General features: G+C 67.4%; 18 protein-coding genes and 1 pseudogene. 11 read left to right on the top strand and 8 right to left on the bottom strand.

Annotation, left to right across the window (positions count from 1 at the left end; all coding sequences use genetic code 11):
- Positions 1–232: 232 nt before the first annotated feature.
- The 4 genes from EP26_RS21620 to EP26_RS21605 all read left to right on the top strand — a co-directional run bounded on the left by EP26_RS21620 (position 233) and on the right by EP26_RS21605 (position 6,471).
- Positions 233–2,770 carry a PAS domain S-box protein gene (locus tag EP26_RS21620; protein WP_052389490.1) on the top strand — a complete coding sequence of 846 codons (2,538 nt, stop codon included), beginning with the start codon at positions 233–235 and terminating at the stop codon, positions 2,768–2,770.
- Between the two features lie 144 nt (positions 2,771–2,914).
- On the top strand, positions 2,915–3,946 hold the full coding sequence (locus EP26_RS21615) for a sugar ABC transporter substrate-binding protein (RefSeq protein WP_043341768.1): 1,032 nt from the start codon (positions 2,915–2,917) through the stop codon (positions 3,944–3,946).
- A 2-nt stretch (positions 3,947–3,948) separates the two neighbouring features.
- Positions 3,949–5,445, top strand: coding sequence for a sugar ABC transporter ATP-binding protein (locus EP26_RS21610; protein ID WP_043341766.1), 1,497 nt, complete (start codon positions 3,949–3,951; stop codon positions 5,443–5,445).
- A gap of 12 nt (positions 5,446–5,457) precedes the next feature.
- Complete coding sequence (locus EP26_RS21605; RefSeq protein ID WP_043341765.1) at positions 5,458–6,471, top strand: ABC transporter permease; 1,014 nt, start codon at positions 5,458–5,460, stop codon at positions 6,469–6,471.
- Here EP26_RS21605 and EP26_RS21600 read toward each other — a convergent pair.
- The 3 genes from EP26_RS21600 to EP26_RS21590 form a co-directional block, all read right to left on the bottom strand.
- Positions 6,468–7,028, bottom strand: coding sequence for a 2'-5' RNA ligase family protein (locus tag EP26_RS21600; protein ID WP_052389489.1), 561 nt, complete (start codon positions 7,026–7,028; stop codon positions 6,468–6,470). The genes EP26_RS21605 and EP26_RS21600 overlap by 4 nt on opposite strands.
- Positions 7,029–7,424: 396 nt before the next feature.
- Positions 7,425–8,114, bottom strand: a complete 690-nt coding sequence (locus tag EP26_RS21595; RefSeq protein WP_043341762.1) for an NnrU family protein — start codon at positions 8,112–8,114, stop codon at positions 7,425–7,427.
- A gap of 102 nt (positions 8,115–8,216) precedes the next feature.
- A complete protein-coding gene (locus EP26_RS21590) occupies positions 8,217–8,672 on the bottom strand; it encodes a group III truncated hemoglobin (protein WP_052389488.1) in 456 nt (151 codons plus the stop codon).
- Between the two features lie 74 nt (positions 8,673–8,746).
- Here EP26_RS21590 and EP26_RS21585 point away from each other — a divergent pair, with 74 nt between their 5' ends.
- The 6 genes from EP26_RS21585 (at position 8,747) to EP26_RS35090 (ending at position 11,067) form a co-directional block, all read left to right on the top strand.
- Complete coding sequence (locus tag EP26_RS21585; RefSeq protein ID WP_052389487.1) at positions 8,747–9,199, top strand: RrF2 family transcriptional regulator; 453 nt, start codon at positions 8,747–8,749, stop codon at positions 9,197–9,199.
- A 364-nt stretch (positions 9,200–9,563) separates the two neighbouring features.
- Positions 9,564–9,743, top strand: a complete 180-nt coding sequence (locus tag EP26_RS36875; protein WP_211259507.1) for a DUF4102 domain-containing protein — start codon at positions 9,564–9,566, stop codon at positions 9,741–9,743.
- A 14-nt stretch (positions 9,744–9,757) separates the two neighbouring features.
- On the top strand, positions 9,758–10,282 hold the full coding sequence (locus tag EP26_RS37600; protein WP_245624468.1) for a phage integrase central domain-containing protein: 525 nt from the start codon (positions 9,758–9,760) through the stop codon (positions 10,280–10,282).
- A complete protein-coding gene (locus tag EP26_RS38645) occupies positions 10,194–10,454 on the top strand; it encodes a tyrosine-type recombinase/integrase (protein ID WP_408735106.1) in 261 nt (86 codons plus the stop codon). Before EP26_RS37600 ends, EP26_RS38645 begins: the two co-directional genes overlap by 89 nt.
- Before the next feature lie 50 nt (positions 10,455–10,504).
- Complete coding sequence (locus EP26_RS36865; RefSeq protein WP_211259505.1) at positions 10,505–10,750, top strand: hypothetical protein; 246 nt, start codon at positions 10,505–10,507, stop codon at positions 10,748–10,750.
- 26 nt (positions 10,751–10,776) lie between these two features.
- The gene (locus EP26_RS35090) at positions 10,777–11,067 is read left to right on the top strand and encodes a hypothetical protein (RefSeq protein WP_157033664.1); all 291 of its coding nucleotides are present in this window, start codon (positions 10,777–10,779) and stop codon (positions 11,065–11,067) included.
- A gap of 297 nt (positions 11,068–11,364) precedes the next feature.
- Here the strand turns inward: EP26_RS35090 and EP26_RS21575 are convergent, their stop codons facing one another.
- Positions 11,365–12,288 (bottom strand): hypothetical protein, encoded by a 924-nt coding sequence (locus tag EP26_RS21575; protein ID WP_211259504.1) that lies wholly within the window; start codon positions 12,286–12,288, stop codon positions 11,365–11,367.
- 60 nt (positions 12,289–12,348) lie between these two features.
- Positions 12,349–12,813 carry a hypothetical protein gene (locus EP26_RS21570; RefSeq protein WP_043341813.1) on the bottom strand — a complete coding sequence of 155 codons (465 nt, stop codon included), beginning with the start codon at positions 12,811–12,813 and terminating at the stop codon, positions 12,349–12,351.
- 780 nt (positions 12,814–13,593) lie between these two features.
- Here EP26_RS21570 and EP26_RS32235 point away from each other — a divergent pair.
- Positions 13,594–13,980, top strand: a complete 387-nt coding sequence (locus tag EP26_RS32235; protein WP_052389485.1) for a hypothetical protein — start codon at positions 13,594–13,596, stop codon at positions 13,978–13,980.
- A 76-nt stretch (positions 13,981–14,056) separates the two neighbouring features.
- Here EP26_RS32235 and EP26_RS21560 read toward each other — a convergent pair.
- The 3 genes and pseudogenes from EP26_RS21560 to EP26_RS35085 form a co-directional block, all read right to left on the bottom strand.
- Positions 14,057–14,659, bottom strand: a pseudogene (locus EP26_RS21560) (IS6 family transposase).
- 728 nt (positions 14,660–15,387) lie between these two features.
- The gene (locus EP26_RS21555) at positions 15,388–15,582 is read right to left on the bottom strand and encodes a hypothetical protein (protein WP_043341761.1); all 195 of its coding nucleotides are present in this window, start codon (positions 15,580–15,582) and stop codon (positions 15,388–15,390) included.
- A 72-nt stretch (positions 15,583–15,654) separates the two neighbouring features.
- A partial coding sequence (locus EP26_RS35085) for a hypothetical protein (RefSeq protein ID WP_211259503.1) occupies positions 15,655–15,848 on the bottom strand: 194 nt, incomplete at its 5' end.

Here is a 15,848-nt window from a genome sequence, read left to right as displayed (position 1 = left end):
CAGAATGGCGTCGAGCGGCACCGGCGCAAAGCCCCATTCTGTTGCCCATCTCGCCTGCACGGCCAAGCCTGGGGTATGGAGGCGCCATGGCGCTCATGGCCATCCGTAACACGATCGATGCGGCAGAAAGAAACAATGGCCTGTAAATGGCCCGCACAAGGCCACGGAAGACTGCCGGGCATCGCCGGTTCCGGCAGGCATTCCAAGGGCGGATGAAGGGATAGCGATCGGCATGGCCGTTGAGGACAGCTCGCGGACCGCATCCGGTGAGGCCGAGGCCCGGCGTATCCAGGCACAGATGAAGGCGCTGGCCGAAGCCGCCGGCCGGGTGATGCGCGCGCCCGGCCTCCAGGCAACGCTGCAGGCGATCACCGACGCGGCGCGGGACATCGTCGGCGCGCATCAGTCGGTGTGCAGCCTGAGCCGGGGGAAGGACTGGCCGCAGTCGATCAGCGCCATCTCGCTCTCCGAAAAATACGCCGCTTGGCGGGATTACGCGGCGAGCCCGGCCGGCTCCGGCATCTATGGCTGGGTCTGCGAGGAGAATCGGCCGATCCGCCTGAGCCAGGCGGCGCTGGAGGCGCATCCGCGCTGGCGCGGCTTCGGCGCCAGCGCCGCAGCGCATCCGCCGATGCGCGGCTGGCTCGCCGTGCCGCTGATCGGCAATGACGGGCGGAACCTCGGCCTCATCCAGCTCTCCGACAAGACCGAGGGCGAGTTCGACGAGGCGGATGAGGCAATCGTCGTCCAGCTCGCGCAATTCGCCGCCTCGGCTATCGAGCGGGCGGAGGTCGAGGTCTCGCTGCGCGAGAGCGAGGCCCGCTTCCGCCACATGGCCGACAGCGCGCCGGCTCTCATCTGGATGACGGACGAGACCGGGCGGCAGATCTTCGCCAATATGCACCACGACTACATGTTCGGCCGACCCGCCGCCGAGATGCTGGGCAATGGCTGGCGGGAGGTGGTGTGGCCGGAGGATCTGCCGGGGCATGAGGCAGCCTTCCGAGAAGCCTTCGAGGCACGGCAGCCCTACCGGCGGGAGTTGCGCGTCGTCGACCGCCATGGCGCAGTGCGCTGGCTACGCTGCGAAGGCGTCGTCCGGCTCGACGACAATGGCCGCTTCCTCGGTTATACCGGATGCAGCGTCGACATCTCCGCCGCCAAGGATGCCGAGGCGGAGCTGCGCCGGCTGAACGAGACGCTGGAGCGGCGCGTGGCCGAGCGCACGGCGCAGCTGGCCGCCAGCGAGGTGCGCTTCCGCACCTATTTCGAGAGCTCGCCCGACCTCGTCTTCCTTATCAACGTCTCGCCCGAAGGCGTTGCCTGTTTCGAGGCCATCAACCCGGCGGCGGAACGCTTCACCGGGATGAAGGCCGCCGAGGTCATAGGCCGGCCGGTCGAGACGGTGCTGCCCCCTGCCATCGCCGAGACCATCGGCCGGCGCTACCGGCTTTGCGCCGAGGCGCAGCAACGCATGACCTACGAAACCGTCTACGAGGTGGAGGGCGAGCGGCGGGTCGCCGATGTCATCCTCGTGCCGATGGGCGAGGCGGAGGGCGGCGGGCGGCTCGTCCTCGGCAATGCGCGCGACATCACCCGGACCCAGGCGCTGGAGGAGCAGCTGCGCCAGGCGCAGAAGATGGAGGCGGTCGGCCAGCTCACCGGCGGCATCGCGCATGACTTTAACAACCTGCTGACCGGCATCATCGGCGCGCTCGCCATTCTCGAGCGCCGGGTGGAGGCAGGGCGGCTCGAAGGGCTCGGCCGCTATACCGGCATGGCGGTGACCTCGGCGCAGCGGGCCGCGGCGCTGACCCAGCGGCTACTCGCCTTCGCCCGTCGCCAGCCGCTCGACCCGCGGCCCGTCGAGGCCAACCGCCTGGTCGCGGAGATGGAGGAGCTGCTGCGGCGGACACTGGGCCCGGCCATCGCCCTGGATATGCAGCTGGCCGAGGAGCTCTGGCCGACGCTCTGCGACCCGAACCAGCTGGAGAGCGCGATCCTCAACCTGGCGATCAATGCGCGGGATGCGATGCCGGAAGGCGGGCGCCTCACCATCGGGACGGCGAATCTGACGCTGGACGAGGCGGCGGCGCGGGCGCTAGGGGATGAATGGCGATCTGGTCATTATGTGGCAATCAGCGTTGGCGATACCGGGACGGGCATGCCGCCGGAGGTTCTGGAGCGAGTCTTCGAGCCCTTCTTCACCACCAAGCCGATCGGCCAGGGAACGGGATTGGGCCTTTCCATGCTCTATGGCTTCGTCAAGCAGTCCGGCGGGCATGTGGGGATCGAGAGCGCGGCGGGGCAGGGCACCACCTTCCGGCTCTATCTGCCGCGGCATCGTGGTGCGCCGGCGCAGGCCGAAGCGAAGCAGCGCGACGGCCGGCCCCCGCGCTCCAGCCGCGGCGAGACAGTGCTGGTGGTGGAGGACGAGCCGGCGGTGCGCCTCCTCATCCTCGAGACGCTGAAGGATCTCGGCTATGCCGCGTTGGAGGCGGCCGACGGTCCGGCCGGGCTCGAGCTCATCCACTCCGATGCGCAAATCGACCTGCTCGTCACCGATGTCGGCCTGCCGGGACTCAATGGGCGCCAGTTGGTGGATGCGGCGCGGGCGGCGCGGCCCGGCCTGAAGGTGCTTTTCGTCACCGGTTACGCGCACAGCACCCTGGTCGGACAGGTCCCGCTGGAGCCGGGCGTGGAGCTGATGACCAAGCCCTTCTCGCTGAACGATCTCGGGAGCCGCATTCGCGCGCTGATCGACAGCTGAGCCGGCACCGATAGGGGCGCGAGGCGTCTCATCAACCGCGCGTGTGCCAAAGGCGGTCTGCTTGACGCCGCAACGGGCCCACCCCGATCATCGCCCCGGCACGAGCAGCCCCACGAAGGGCCTCGGCCTTGGGGGAGAGACGTCATGGCATTCGACCTGCCCGGCGACCGGCGCGGCATGTTGCAGGGCGGCGGAGCGTTGCTCGCCGGCATCCTCGGGGGCTTCGGCATCAGCCCAGCCCTCGCTCAGGACATGTCGCGCGAGACCAGGCGCTCCGAACGGCCGCTGAAGGCCGCCTTCTCCAATGCCGGCCTGCAGGCCACTTGGTGCGCCCAGGGCAAGCAGGCCGCCGAGTGGTGGGGCAGGCTCTTCAATGTCGAGGTCACCTGGTTCGACGGCGAGCTGAACGCCACCAAGCAGCGCAGCGCCGTCGAGAACATGGCGAGTCAGAAATGGGATTTCGTCGCCATCCAGGCCTTCGGCATCGGCACGCTGGCGCAGCCGGTGAAGCGGATGATCGATGCCGGCATCCCGGTCATCGACATGGACACTTTGATCGCGCCGCTCGACAGCATAAACGTCCACAGCTTCCTCGCCCCCGACAACGAGTTCATGGGCGCCTCCGTCACCCAGGCGCTGGTGGATGCGATCGGCGGCAAGGGCATCATGACGATGACCCAGGGCGCGCTCGGCCATACCGGAGCGCAGGGCCGCGCCCGCGGCTTCGACTCCGTGGTGAAGAAGAACCCCGGCATCGAGGTGGTGGACACGACGCCCGGCGACTGGGACGTCACCAAGGTCTCGCGGCTCTGGGACACGCTGCTGACCAAGTACCCGAAGATTGACGCCGCCTATTTCCACAACGACGACATGGCGCTTGCCGCCTACAACGTGATGAAGGCGCGCGGCCGGACCAACATCCTCATCGCCGGCTGCGATGCCATGCCGCCGGCCCTCGCCGCCGTCTCCGACGGGCGGATGCATGCGACGGTGCGCAACCCCTCCTGCCGCATCCATGGCGGCGCGGTGGTCGCCGGCGTCGCTGCGGTGGTCGCGGGCCAGAAGACGGGCAACGGCGCAGGGCAGATCCCGAAGCACGTCATCACCGACGGTCCGGTCGTCACCAAGGCCAACGCCCCCGGCATGGCCTGGATGGAGAGCCAGTTCCTGATCTGACCATGCAGCGTGGCGCGCCCCTGCTCGAATTGCGGGGCATCAGTAAGTCCTTCGGCGGCGTCACCGCCCTCTCCGGTGTGGACTTCACGCTGGAGGCGGGTGAGATCCATGGCCTCGTCGGCGAGAACGGCGCCGGCAAGAGCACGCTGATGAAGATCATCGCCGGCGTGCACACCAGCTTCGAGGGGGAGATGCGCATCGCCGGGGAGGCGGTGCGGCACCGCTCCGCCCGCTCGGCGCGCGATGCCGGCATCGGCATGGTGCACCAGGAGCTGAGCGTGGTGCCGGAGCTTTCCGTCGCCGAGAACGTCATGCTCGGCGTGCAGCCGGTGAATCGGCTCGGCCTGGTGGACTGGCCAGGGATGATGCGGCGGGCGCGGGCGCTGCTCGCCGAGCTCGGCATCAATGTCGACCCGCGGGTGCCGATCGGCAGCCTGCCCCTCGGCATGCAGCAGCTGGTGGAGATCGCCCGCGTGCTCTCCTCCGGCGCCCGCATCGTCATCCTCGACGAGCCGACCTCGGCGCTTTCGCCGCCGGAGGTGGAGGTCCTGTTCGGCCTGCTGCGGCGCGTGCGCGACAGCGGGCGGAGCATCGTCTTCATTTCCCACTTCCTCGAGGACGTGCTGGCGATCTGCGACCGCATCACCTGCTTCCGCAACGGCAGGTTGATCGAGACGGCGCCGGTCCCGGCCATCGACAAGAGCTGGATCATCACCCGCATGATCGGCGCGGGACATGAGGAGCTGGAGCAGGGCTATACCGGCGAAATCCGGCTCGACAGCAAGCCTGGAGCGCCCGTGGTGCTGGCCTGCGAGGCGGCCTCCGGACCTGGCTTCCGCGAGGTCTCGCTGGAGGCCCGCGCTGGCGAGGTGCTCGGCATCTATGGCTCGATGGGGGCCGGGCAGCTCGACCTGGCGCGGGCGCTGTTCGGGCGGACGGCTTTGTCAGGCGGGCGGCTCTCGCTCGACGGAAGGCCGCTCGCGCTCCGCAGCACCTCGGCGGCCCGCAAGGCCGGCATCGCCTTCGTCCCAGAGAGCCGGCGGAGCATGCTGTTCGCTCAGGAGCCGGTCTATCGGAACGTGTCCATCAGCATTCTCGACCGCATCTCGCGCCTTTGGGTGAAGCCGGCGGTGGAGCGGGAGATCGCGCAGCGCCATGTGGAGGCCCTCGGTATCCGCCCACCTTCCGTCCATCGCCGGCTCGGCACGCTCTCCGGCGGCAATCAGCAGAAGGTGGCGCTGGCCAAGTGGCTGACCCATTTGCCGCGCGTGCTCGTCCTCAGCGAGCCGACGCGGGGGATGGATGTCGGCGCCAAGGAGGAGGTCGTGCGGATCGTCCGGGCCTTGCGCGAGCAGGGGATCGCCGTGCTGGTGGTCTCGACCGAGCCGGAGACGGTGCTCTCGCTCGCCGACCGCATCCTCGTCATGAAGCGTGGCCAAGTCTGCGAGGAATTCGCCGGCGGCACGGTCAGCAAGGACCGCCTGCTGGCGGCAGCATAGGAAAGAGCATCCATGAGCACGAGCGACAGCGCCGTCCTTCCCCGCAGTGGCGGCATGGGCTGGCTCAAGGGACAGCTCCGCAACATAGCACCCTTCGCAACGCTGCTGGTGCTGGTGGCGCTGTTCAGCATCGCCAGCCCCTCCTTCGCCACGCTCGACAACGTAGCGAACATCGCGCGGCAGGTCTCGGTGACGGCGATCATCGCCGTCGGCCTCACCTTCGTCATCCTTTGCGCGGAGATCGACCTCAGCGTGGCGAGCGTCGCCAATGCGGTCGGCATCATGGTGGCCTTCTTCACGCTGCAGGATGAGAGCGTGAACATCGCCAACATCCCGCTGCCGGGCTTCGCCGCCATTCTGCTCGCCCTGCTCGGCAGCCTCGCCCTCGGCGCGGTGACGGCCTTCGGGGTGACGGTGATCGGCATCCCCAGCTTCATCATGACGCTGGCGATGCTGCAGATCGGCGCCGGCATCTGCGCCATGCTGGTGCGCGGGCAGATCGCCTACAACGTGCCGGCACCGATCGAGATGCTGGGCTCCGGCTCAATCGGGCCGGTGCCCTGGATCGTGGTGGTGGCGGTGCTGGTGCTGGCGCTCGGCCATGTGGTGCTGAGCTACACGCGCTTCGGCCGCTACGTCTACATGGTCGGCGGCAACCGCGAGGCGGCGGAGTATTCCGGCGTCAACGTCAAGCTGGTGCTGGCGGCTGTTTTGATCATCTCGGCCGTCTGTTCGGGGATCGCTGGGATGCTCGGCGTCGCGCATTTCGGCAGCGCGCAGCAGGATGAGTTCGACAACTACCTGCTCGATGCCATCTCGGCCGTCGTCGTCGGCGGCACCAGCCTGTTCGGCGGGCAAGGGGGCATCGGCAACACCGTGGTCGGGCTGCTGGTGCTCGGCGTGCTGAACAACGGGCTGGACCATGTGCGGATCGACAGCTTCCTGAAAATCCTGATCCGCGGGCTGATCCTGCTGCTGGCGCTGGTGATCAATGTCTACGCCCAGCGGCTGCGGGCGCAGGCCTAGCCGAGGAAAGGAAACGCACCGGCCGGCTCCCACGGCCCGCCGCGGTAATGCCAGAGCAGCAGGCCGGTCCCATGGGCGGTGAAGGGGACGAAGCCGGCCCGTAGGCTGACATGCAGCGCCCGCGCCGCCTCCGCCGTCACCTTGTTCTGAATAGTGACATGCGGGCGGAGCGGTTGGCGGTCCTGCGGCGTCAACCAGCCCCGCCAGGTGGCGGCGAGGCCGGCATGCAGCGCTATCAGCTCGGGCGCTCGCAGCCGGTAGGCGACGCCACGGCCCATCATCCAGACATCCTCCACCGCAAGGTCGAAGGCGGGTTGCGCTTGGCACGCCTCCGCCAGCCGGGCGGCAATGTCGCCGATCGCCTCGCCGGGCAGGTGGTGGAAGAGCGTCAGATGGGCTGCCAGGTGGTTCCGCTCAGGTGGAAAATTGGCCTGCCGCTCGCGGTCGAACCGCGCCTGCGTGGCCGGATCGAGGCCAAGCGTCAGGATCAGCGGATCAGCGTCGGCGGGCAAGGGAAGCCCATGCGGCAGGCGCTTGGTCCTCAGCCGTTGTGGCATGACGGCACTTCATGGGCCGCGACAAGGATCTACCCAATGTTCCTCTTCCCACTGTCGGTCCTTGAGCGCCGTCCGATTGGCGCTCCCACGACCGATAGCCTCTCGGCGGGAAGGAAGCGGTCCGCTCCCGCCGCGCCCGCTCTGTCGGCCAACATCCGGTATACTGTTTGACCGATAGGCTGCCATCCCTTCCAGCCACGCTGGCCTATTCCGGAGCACGCCGCATGCCGCCTTGAACCCGCCCTGGCGGCGCAGGCGGCGGCGCTGCCGACCGTCCGGCCCCCGGCTTCCTGCGCGGTCGTGGCCCCGACCCCGATCGAAGGCATCACCGACGATTGAGGTGGTTTGGCCACGCTGGCAGCATGCATGGCGCCGATTTGGCCCGGCGCCGGAGACTCAGGGAGGCAACGGCGTGACGCCGACGAGCGGCCTGTGCACCACAAGGAGTGCGAGCCATAGCAGCGCCGCCGCAGCGAGGCGCCCGGTCGAAGGACGGGCCGCGGGCCGCCATCGTCCTGAGGCCAACGCCGCACCCGGCCAGAAGGAGGTACGGCGGGCCAGCCGCGCCCATGCCTCCGCGCCGAGTTGCCGCCGCCGGCGCCGGTCGATGGCGTGCATTCCGAGCAACGCGAATCCCGCGAAGCCGCCGAAGAGCAGGAAGTGAGCGAGGTCGCCGTTCGGCACGGCATGCGTTGCGGCCCAGAGCGCGATGGCCCACAGCAGCGGGTGCCGCGCAAGTCCCGCGACACCCGGCCGCTCGGGATCGAATCCGGCCGCGCGGCCACCGAAGGAGAGCGGGTTGGGTGCGGCCGTTCCGAAGGCCAACAGCAGGCAGGCCAGCGGCATGGCGAGGTTCGGCACCCACCACTGCCACGGTGCCGCGTCCCAAAGCGGCACGTAAGGAGCCCGCCCTGCCGCCGCGACCAGCCAGGTCAGCGCCGCCACGGAAAGCAGGCTGTAAAGCGCGAGGTAGCCACGCTCGCCGAGCATCCCGGCGAGGCGCCGGCGCAGCCTGGGGCGTGCCGGCAGCGCGTGGGAGACCAGGAAGAGGCCGAAGGCCCCGGCGAATTCGCCCCAGCCGCCCATGCCCGTTCCTTCAACCCTCCTTCGGCCGGCGGGCTGTGCAGGCACTCAAACGAGGTCCCGGCCGCGCGCCGCTGGTTCCGGCTGCCAGGGCGAAGGTCTCTGTCATGGATGCACCCCTGACGCCATCGGGCGCTTCGCAGCCGGCAACGCGAGGGGGATGAGCCCCATCTCCAGGCTGCGGGCGATGCGGCGGGCGCGTTCCAGCATATGCTCTGCGCCTTCAGGGGAGAGGTGCTCGCGCGCCGTCCGTTCGAACAGGTCGAGCCAGCGGGCGAAATGTGTTGGGGTCAGGGCGAGAGTCGTATGCGCCCGCATCGGCTGCCCATGGTAGCCGCCGGTCATCAGCGCAACCGAGCCCCAGAACCGGGTCAGGGTGGCGATGTGCCGCTCCCAATCCTCGACGCCGACGAAGGCCGGGCCGAGCAACGGGTCCTGCCGGGCGGCGCCGTAGAAGGCGCGCAGGAAAGACTCGATGACATCCTCGCCGAGGCCGGTGCGGGCCGCGATTTCATGGGTGAGGGCAGCCCGGCGATCGGGGGTTTCTGGGATGGCGGTCAAACTGGTATCTCCGTCTCCAGTTACTGTCGGATTTCAATGTGGTATCGTCAATACCAAATTAGGGGAGTTACCGATTGCGCCTGCTCGCCTCCACCGATATCGCCTTGCGCCTGCTGATGCGGCTCGCAGCCGAGCCCAGCCGGATCCGTACGGCCGAGGAATTGTCGGTCGAGGTCGGCGCGCCACGGAACCACCTGCACAAGATCATTCAAGACCTGGCAGGGGCGGGGCTGGTGCGAACCCTCCGCGGCGCCCGCGGAGGCGTGCAACTGGCCCGCCCGACAGCAGACATCCGCATCGGCGAGGTGGTCCGGCGGCTGGAGGAGGGGCAGGCGCTGGTCGAATGTTTCCGGCCGGATGGCGGCGCCTGCTGCCTGTCGGCGGATTGCCGTCTGCGCGGCGTGCTCGCGGGCGCGCGGGCCGCATTCCTTGCTGCGCTCGACGCCGCGACCCTCGCGGATTGCGTGCCCGTGCTCTCGATCTCAGTATGGAGTCAGGGCAGCTTCTCATCGGATAAAATCTTCTGATCGGAAATTTCGTCAGCCTCCCCGATTGTGTCACGCAGCGTGCCGGAAGAGAGGGGACAAGGCCCGATCCTTGATGGCGGACAGGGTGACCGTCGAACCACAGTCCCTGGGTGGTCCGCCAAGTATCGCAAGCCTCGCTACTTCAGCTGATTCTATCACAAATCGCATAGGCCGCCGTCGCCAGTCGTTCCACCTTGTGCTCCACAGTCCATAAGCTATTTATGGACTAGTGGGCGATGGCCAGGCTGACGGCTGCAGCGGTTAAGGCACTGGTCGCGAAGGGCAAGCCTAGCGCCCATGCCGATAGCGGCAACCTCTACCTCCTCACGATGAGCCCTGGCTCGGCCAAGTGGACTTCCGGTACATGCTGGCCGGCAAGGCCCGCGAGATGGGCCTCGGCGCCTTCGATGTTGACGTCAAGGCCGGCGTGACCCTGGCCCAGGCTCGGGTGAAAGCTGAGGAGGTCCGCGCGGTCTTGCAGCAGGGGCTGGATCGCTTGAGGAGCGGAAGGCCGCGGCCGAAGCCGAGCGGCAGGCCAAGGTAGCGGCCGAGGCAACCATGCGCACCTTCCGGGGCGTAGCCGAGATGCACGTCAGCGCCTATGAGGCGGGCTGGCGGAACGAGAAGCACCGGGCGCACTGGCGGTCGACGCTGGAGGCCTACGCCTACCCCGTGATAGGCGACGTGCCGGTGGCAGCGATCAGGACGGACCATGTCCTGTGCGCGCTGCAGCCGATCTGGACCGAAAAGTTGGAGGCTGCCGCCAGGGTGCGCGGCCGCATCGAGGCGGGGCTGTTCTACGCCGCAGCTCGCATCTGGCGCCAGGGCGAGAACCCAGCCCGGTGGCGTGGCCACCTCGACTACCTGCTGCCGCGGCGCTCCAAGGTGGCGACGGTCGAGAACCACGCTTCGCTGCCCTGGCAGCAGATGGCCGCCTTTCATGACGGCGCTCAGAGCGACCAGCGCGACCGCGGCCCGGGCGCTAGAGTTTGCGATCCTGACCGCCTGCCGCAGTGGCGAGGAGTTCGGCGCGCGCTGGTCCGAAATCGACCTCAAGGCTGCCGTCTGGGTGGTCCCGGCTAATCGGATGGAGGCGGGACGGGAGCACCGTGTGCCGCTCTCTTCCAGGGCCTTGGCCGTGCTGGAGCAGATGACACCGCTGCAGCTGGCCAAGGATGACGCCTACGTCTTCCCCGGCCAAGTACAGGGCAAGCCGCTGCCAACATGGCGATGCTCATACTGCTGCGTCGGATGAACTCCGAGGTAGAGGGCGAGCTACTGCGCTAGCGCGATGGGCAAAGCGGATTGGCGATCACGGCGGACGGCTTCCGCAGCAGCTTCCGCGACTGGTGTGAGGAGGCGACCTGCACGCCGCACGCGGTGTTGGAGGCCGCGCTGGCCCATACGATCGACGACAAGGTCGAGGCCGCGTATCGGCGCGGTGACCTGCTTCAGAAGCGGGCGGCGCTCATGCAGGAATGTGCGGATTTCTGCGGCAAGACGCCAGCCAGGGTTCGAGCAGTGCGGAATGCCGAAGCTGAGACCGTTTGATGCATTCCTCTGGAGATACGGCGATCATGCAACATGCCGACCGTTCATCTCTTACTTTGGCCGAGACCATTTCGCGGATCGCTTGGTGTACTCACATCCCCCGATCCATCTTTGATCTCGCTTTTCGCAAAGGCGACCAACCCTCATCTGAGGTCACCTCTCCCCGTGCCACTCTTCAAAGCGCAGCGCGCGGTGCTGTCTACGGCTCCGAAGGGTTTGAAGCTCAGCTCGCAGCCGCCGAGAATAAGCTTTTCGGTAAGCTGTCTGCCGGCCAGTTGGTGCGCCGTGGAAAAGCGGACATTCAGGATAAGGTCTGACAGGGCATGTCGCCCAAGTGGTTCTGGACCGACGATGCGGATCCAGGGCCGATAGCCGAGATTCGCAGGGGCCATGACGAGCGAAGGGCTCAGGTTCCCCACCTTCCAGCATTTTCTTGCCCAGCAGCTGATGGAGCTTGCGAACTTGCTGATGTAGCGCCTCGTGCCCGGAAGCCGGAACCACCTCCTTCCTATAGCCGCCGCGGTGTAGGCCTCTTCGGCCGCCAGGCGGCTCCGGGAGAAGAGCTGGTTCGGGTTGCCGCCCTTGATCGCGGTTGACGCAGCGAACAGCGCCGTTCACGACGTCTTGGCGCGACGCGTTGTCTGGGCCCGATCGAGGGACGCAACCCTATGGCGTTCCTCCCGCAGCACCTCAATCGGCGGCTGCCACCAGCCGCGCGCCAAGTCGGCCGGACTGGGTGGCGTCCGCGCGGGCCAAGCCTGAATTAGCTCGGCATGGCTCGGCGGGCGCCAGATTGCCCAGATCAAAACGCCGGGTTTAGCTGCAACATCCGGATAGAAGCGCGCGGCGGCGGCCGGTTCGGCGATCTCGCCGGTGATGTCCTCGAATATCAGGCACCCGGTGTGGGTCATTAGGACTTGGGCAAGCGGCGGCGGGGCATTCTCCGGTACGGGGTACCGCCTGCGGCGCCGCTCGGCGGCCGCGGCCTGACGCTCGGCATGATCGGGCGAGGCCCGGCGGCCTTCCTGCCGCTTCCGTCGCTCCTCGGGCTCGGCGAGGCGAGCCGCGTCCTCGATGGCAGGCCAGCGCCGGCGCAGATCCTCGGCGGAGCGGAACGGGATGCGCCAGGCCTTCAGCGCAGCGTCCCATCGGGCCCAGCGCACGGCCCGCAACTCGGTGATGACCCTCCGCGAGTATGGCGTCCTGATCACGAAGCCATCGGCGACTTCCAGGTAGGGGCTGGAGATCGGGTCGAAGGCGAAAGCGTCGCGGCCACGCTGGTCGGCATGGGCCAAGACGCCCGACCACTCGCGGCCCATCCAGGCCGTCACGCGGCGCTCCGCCCGCGCGCCGGGCACGAACCAAGCGTTCAGGTCGTCGCGCCAGCGCGCGCGCGGGAAGGCCTCGCGGAAGCGCTCGATGGTCATGCGGTCATAGGGAAAAGTGGCCGTCGCCCCGGATGCGCCGTCGCCATCGCCCTGCGGCGCCACGCTGATTTCTGGCGCCTCCTCCATCACCAGCTCCTCCACCCACGTCATCCCGGCAGCAACCTTTCCCGCCGGCCCTGCTCCAGCGGCGGCCAGCAACCTTGCCTTGGCTCAGCCCCTGCCCGGCCGCGCCAACGACCGGACCAGCGCCACGGCGAGGCCAGCCGCCACAGCATCCTCGGTGAGGCCGCGCGCCCAGTCACCACCGGATTGGGTGTCGGCACCCCGCGCCGCGCGGCCGAGCAGGGTTCCGGCCACGGCGCCGGCGATGCCGGCCATGGCGCCCTCCGTCCTCGACACGCCGCGCCCGGCCAGCACCGAGCCGCCGGCCGCGCCGAGGGCGAGACGCAGAAGGAAGGAGGGCGCGATGCGGCGATCAGGCGCGAAGGGTATCTTGTCACCCGCCATTTCGGCCAAGGCCGCCAGCGTAGTAAGCCTGCGCGCCCCGGGGCCGAGCGGGATCCATCCCGCCCCTATGCGCCCGAGCGAAGTTGCCCAGCTCAGCGCGGCCACGGCTGACATGCTGCGCAGCCCGGTCAGGACGCCGATGCCGAAGGGCCGCCAAAGGCCGCTCACGGCGTTCACCCTGCCTGGCCTAACCGATCGTCCGCTCATCCATCCACGCCTCCTGCTACTGCCGGACTCAAACCCCGAGGGCAGGGCGGGTTGCGGCGTTGGCGGGACCAGCAGCGGCCTCGGACACTATGGGTTCAGCCGCGTGTGGGGGCGACGACGGACCGCACCCGCCCAGCCACCTGCTGAAGAACTTGCCGATGGTCAAGATGCCTCGCCTGTCCCGCCGCAAGGCAGCCGCTCTCATGGGTGCCACCCTGGCCGGGGCGCAGCCGGGCGTCGGACGCGCGGCTGCACCCGGCGCCGAGGGCTTCCTCGACGTGCTGGACCGGATGCAGGCCGACTAGGCACTGGACGGCGACCGATACGGCAGCGCCCGGAGCGAGGACGGCCGCGGCTTGCCAACCGGCGGTGCCGGCGATTTCATGCTCGCCACAGAGATCGAGTGTTCCTGTCCCGCCATCGAGGACTGGCGGCTGCGGCGCGACCCTCTTGAGGAGTGCGGCCACTATGCGCGCTGACAGGAGGATTTCCACCTGGTCCGCGATCTTGGCCTGCGATGGCTGCGGTACGGGCTGCTCTACTACCGCACGCATTCGGTCCCGGACGCCACGACTGGAGCTTCGCCGATTTGGCCATGGCCGAGATGCGGCGGCTCGACATCACGCCGATCCTTGACCTGCTGCATTTCGGCGGGCCGGACTGGCTGGGCAATTCCAGAACCCGGAGCTGCTGAGGCATCTCGCCGACTATGCCGAGGCGGTCGCCACGCGCTACCCTTGGGTGCGCCACTACACGCTGGTCCATGAGATCTACGTCGGCGCCCGCTTCAGCGCCAAGAACGGCACGTGGAATGAGCAGCTCCGCACCGACCGGGGCTTCGTGACGGCGGTCAAGCACCTCTGCACCGCGAGCATCCTCGGCACCCCACGCATCGCGCGCCGCCGGCCGGACTGCGTCATCGTGCAGTCCGAGACGGCCGAGTACATCACCAACATGCACGCCAGTCCGCGGCCGGAGGTGGAGCTGCAGAACGAGCTGCGCTTCTTGGCCCTCGCCCTGCTGTACGGCAACCGGCCCTCTGCCACCGTCGAGTCCTACTTGGCCGACAACGGCCTGACGGGGGCGGAGTATGAGTGGTTCATGCGCGAAGACCCACCCGGCTACTAGGTGATGGGCGTGGACGGCACTGCCAACTTGTTTGCGCGATAGCCGCGCTGGACCGCATTGCGCGACTGCTGCGTCGTCACGCCGCCATCCGGGCGCAGGTTTCCTGCTGCCAGACTCCGAAGGCCTCAGCGCGAGCATGCCGGTACTGGGCAGCGGATCATGAAGTATCGCCGCGGTCGGAACTGACTATAGATCATGCTGTGCGCCGACAGGAACCGCTGTGCTTGCCGGGGCGACTTGAAGCGCTGCATCTGTCGCTCCCTGGGCCGGGTCGAGCGATGTGAGTTCTCGGCACGATTAATGAGGGGGCGGCTGGTCCGGTGTCGCACATCGGGCAGCACCTCGCGCATCGCCGCGCCGTAGTTGCGCAGCCCGCCGGTGACGACGCGCTTCGGTTTGTACTTTAGGGCGGCGAGCAGGCGCTTGAAGAAGCGTTTGGCCGCAGTCGCGTTCCTCCGCCCCTGCACCAGGATGTCGAGCACGACCCCGTGCTGGTCTACCGCGCGCCAGAGGTAGTGCAGCACACCGCTGAGCCGCAGGAAGACCTCATCGAGGTGCCAGGTGTCGTCCGGCTTCGGCCGGCGCCGGCGCAGCTTCCGGGCGAAGTCGGCACCGAACCTCAGGCCCCACTGCCGAATGCGCTGACGACATGATAGCGCCATACAGCGTGGCTGATGATCTCGGCCGGGACGCGTTAGCGCGGATAGCTGGCGAGGTCGGGCTGCATCCCGCCAGCTTGGCTCAGCCACCTCGTTCTGGACAGAGGCCGCCAACTTGGCAATGCCAAGCTCAGCGCCCGTCATCACACGCGATGATCTACGGCCGCTTCCGTCCGCGACGGCATTTGAGGATCGCGGCTCGCGCGTGACGCTCCCTCAGCATCGCTGCTTCCTGGCCAGAAAGCTGATTATTTCATCCGGGCTAGATCCTGGTCAGGGCGAGGGTGAGTGCTGCTTAACCGTCACAATAACCTCACAGTTTAATTTCGAGATCATAAAAAACTAAACAGTAAAGTTTTTGGACTTGGTTGGTAACATAAATGGGAGCGTCTCGAATTAGGCGCTATGGTGTTGTTTGAAACTCAACCATGCCCTTACGATTAACTTGTCGTTAGCAGGAAACCCAACTCTAAGCTTTAGTTCAAAGCAGAACATCAACTGCAATAGAGAGAACTGGTTGATATCATTCGAGTTTTCGAAGTATTCATGGTTTGTGCTGCTCAACATTAAAGAAAATACAGAGCTATTGCGTTCCTTTGACTGTTATCCTCAAGACGCCGTCAGTAATAAACTGTGTCTGCTAAGACCTGCCGTGTATCGCTTCCTCGATGGAAGAGAGGCGTAAGCTCGTGCCAAATAAAAACTATTATGTTTCGGGTGTCGGCGCAGCCGAAGACTTCGAAACTTTTCAGAATGTGGACACACGCCAGCCGGGTCGTCGCAAGCGCTCTTTGCTGGCCTTCACGGCCAGGACGGCCGCAACGTTGTCCTGGATCGTCGGCTCGGACAGCACCATCACTTGAGCTTCGACCATGCCACCCAGTTGCTCAATCACTTCGCGGTACATCGCACCGTCGGACAGCAGGGCCGGTATGAGGACCATAGGCACAGGCATTCCAGCCACAACATATGCTCCCGAGTTAGGTCCGTAGTGCGGACGGTTGTCGCTGCCGGTTCAGGCGGCCTCGACCTCGACTACAAGCTGCACACGCGGGCGGCGGAAGGCCGGCACAACACCTCGCACAAACACCGCAGCGGAAGCTCCGGCGTCCAGAAGCCCGGTGATCTCGTCGGCATCTTCTGGTGGCAGGTAACCGAGCATGCTGCCGTCCTGAGCGCGGACCTCGAGGCGGCTTGGCGCTTTGCCTC

It is taken from the genome of Belnapia moabensis DSM 16746 (genome assembly GCF_000745835.1).
GTDB classification, from domain to species: Bacteria; Pseudomonadota; Alphaproteobacteria; order Acetobacterales; family Acetobacteraceae; genus Belnapia; species Belnapia moabensis.
The sequence above is the reverse complement of the archived record's forward strand: the minus strand, read 5'-3'. Positions and strand labels throughout refer to the sequence as shown.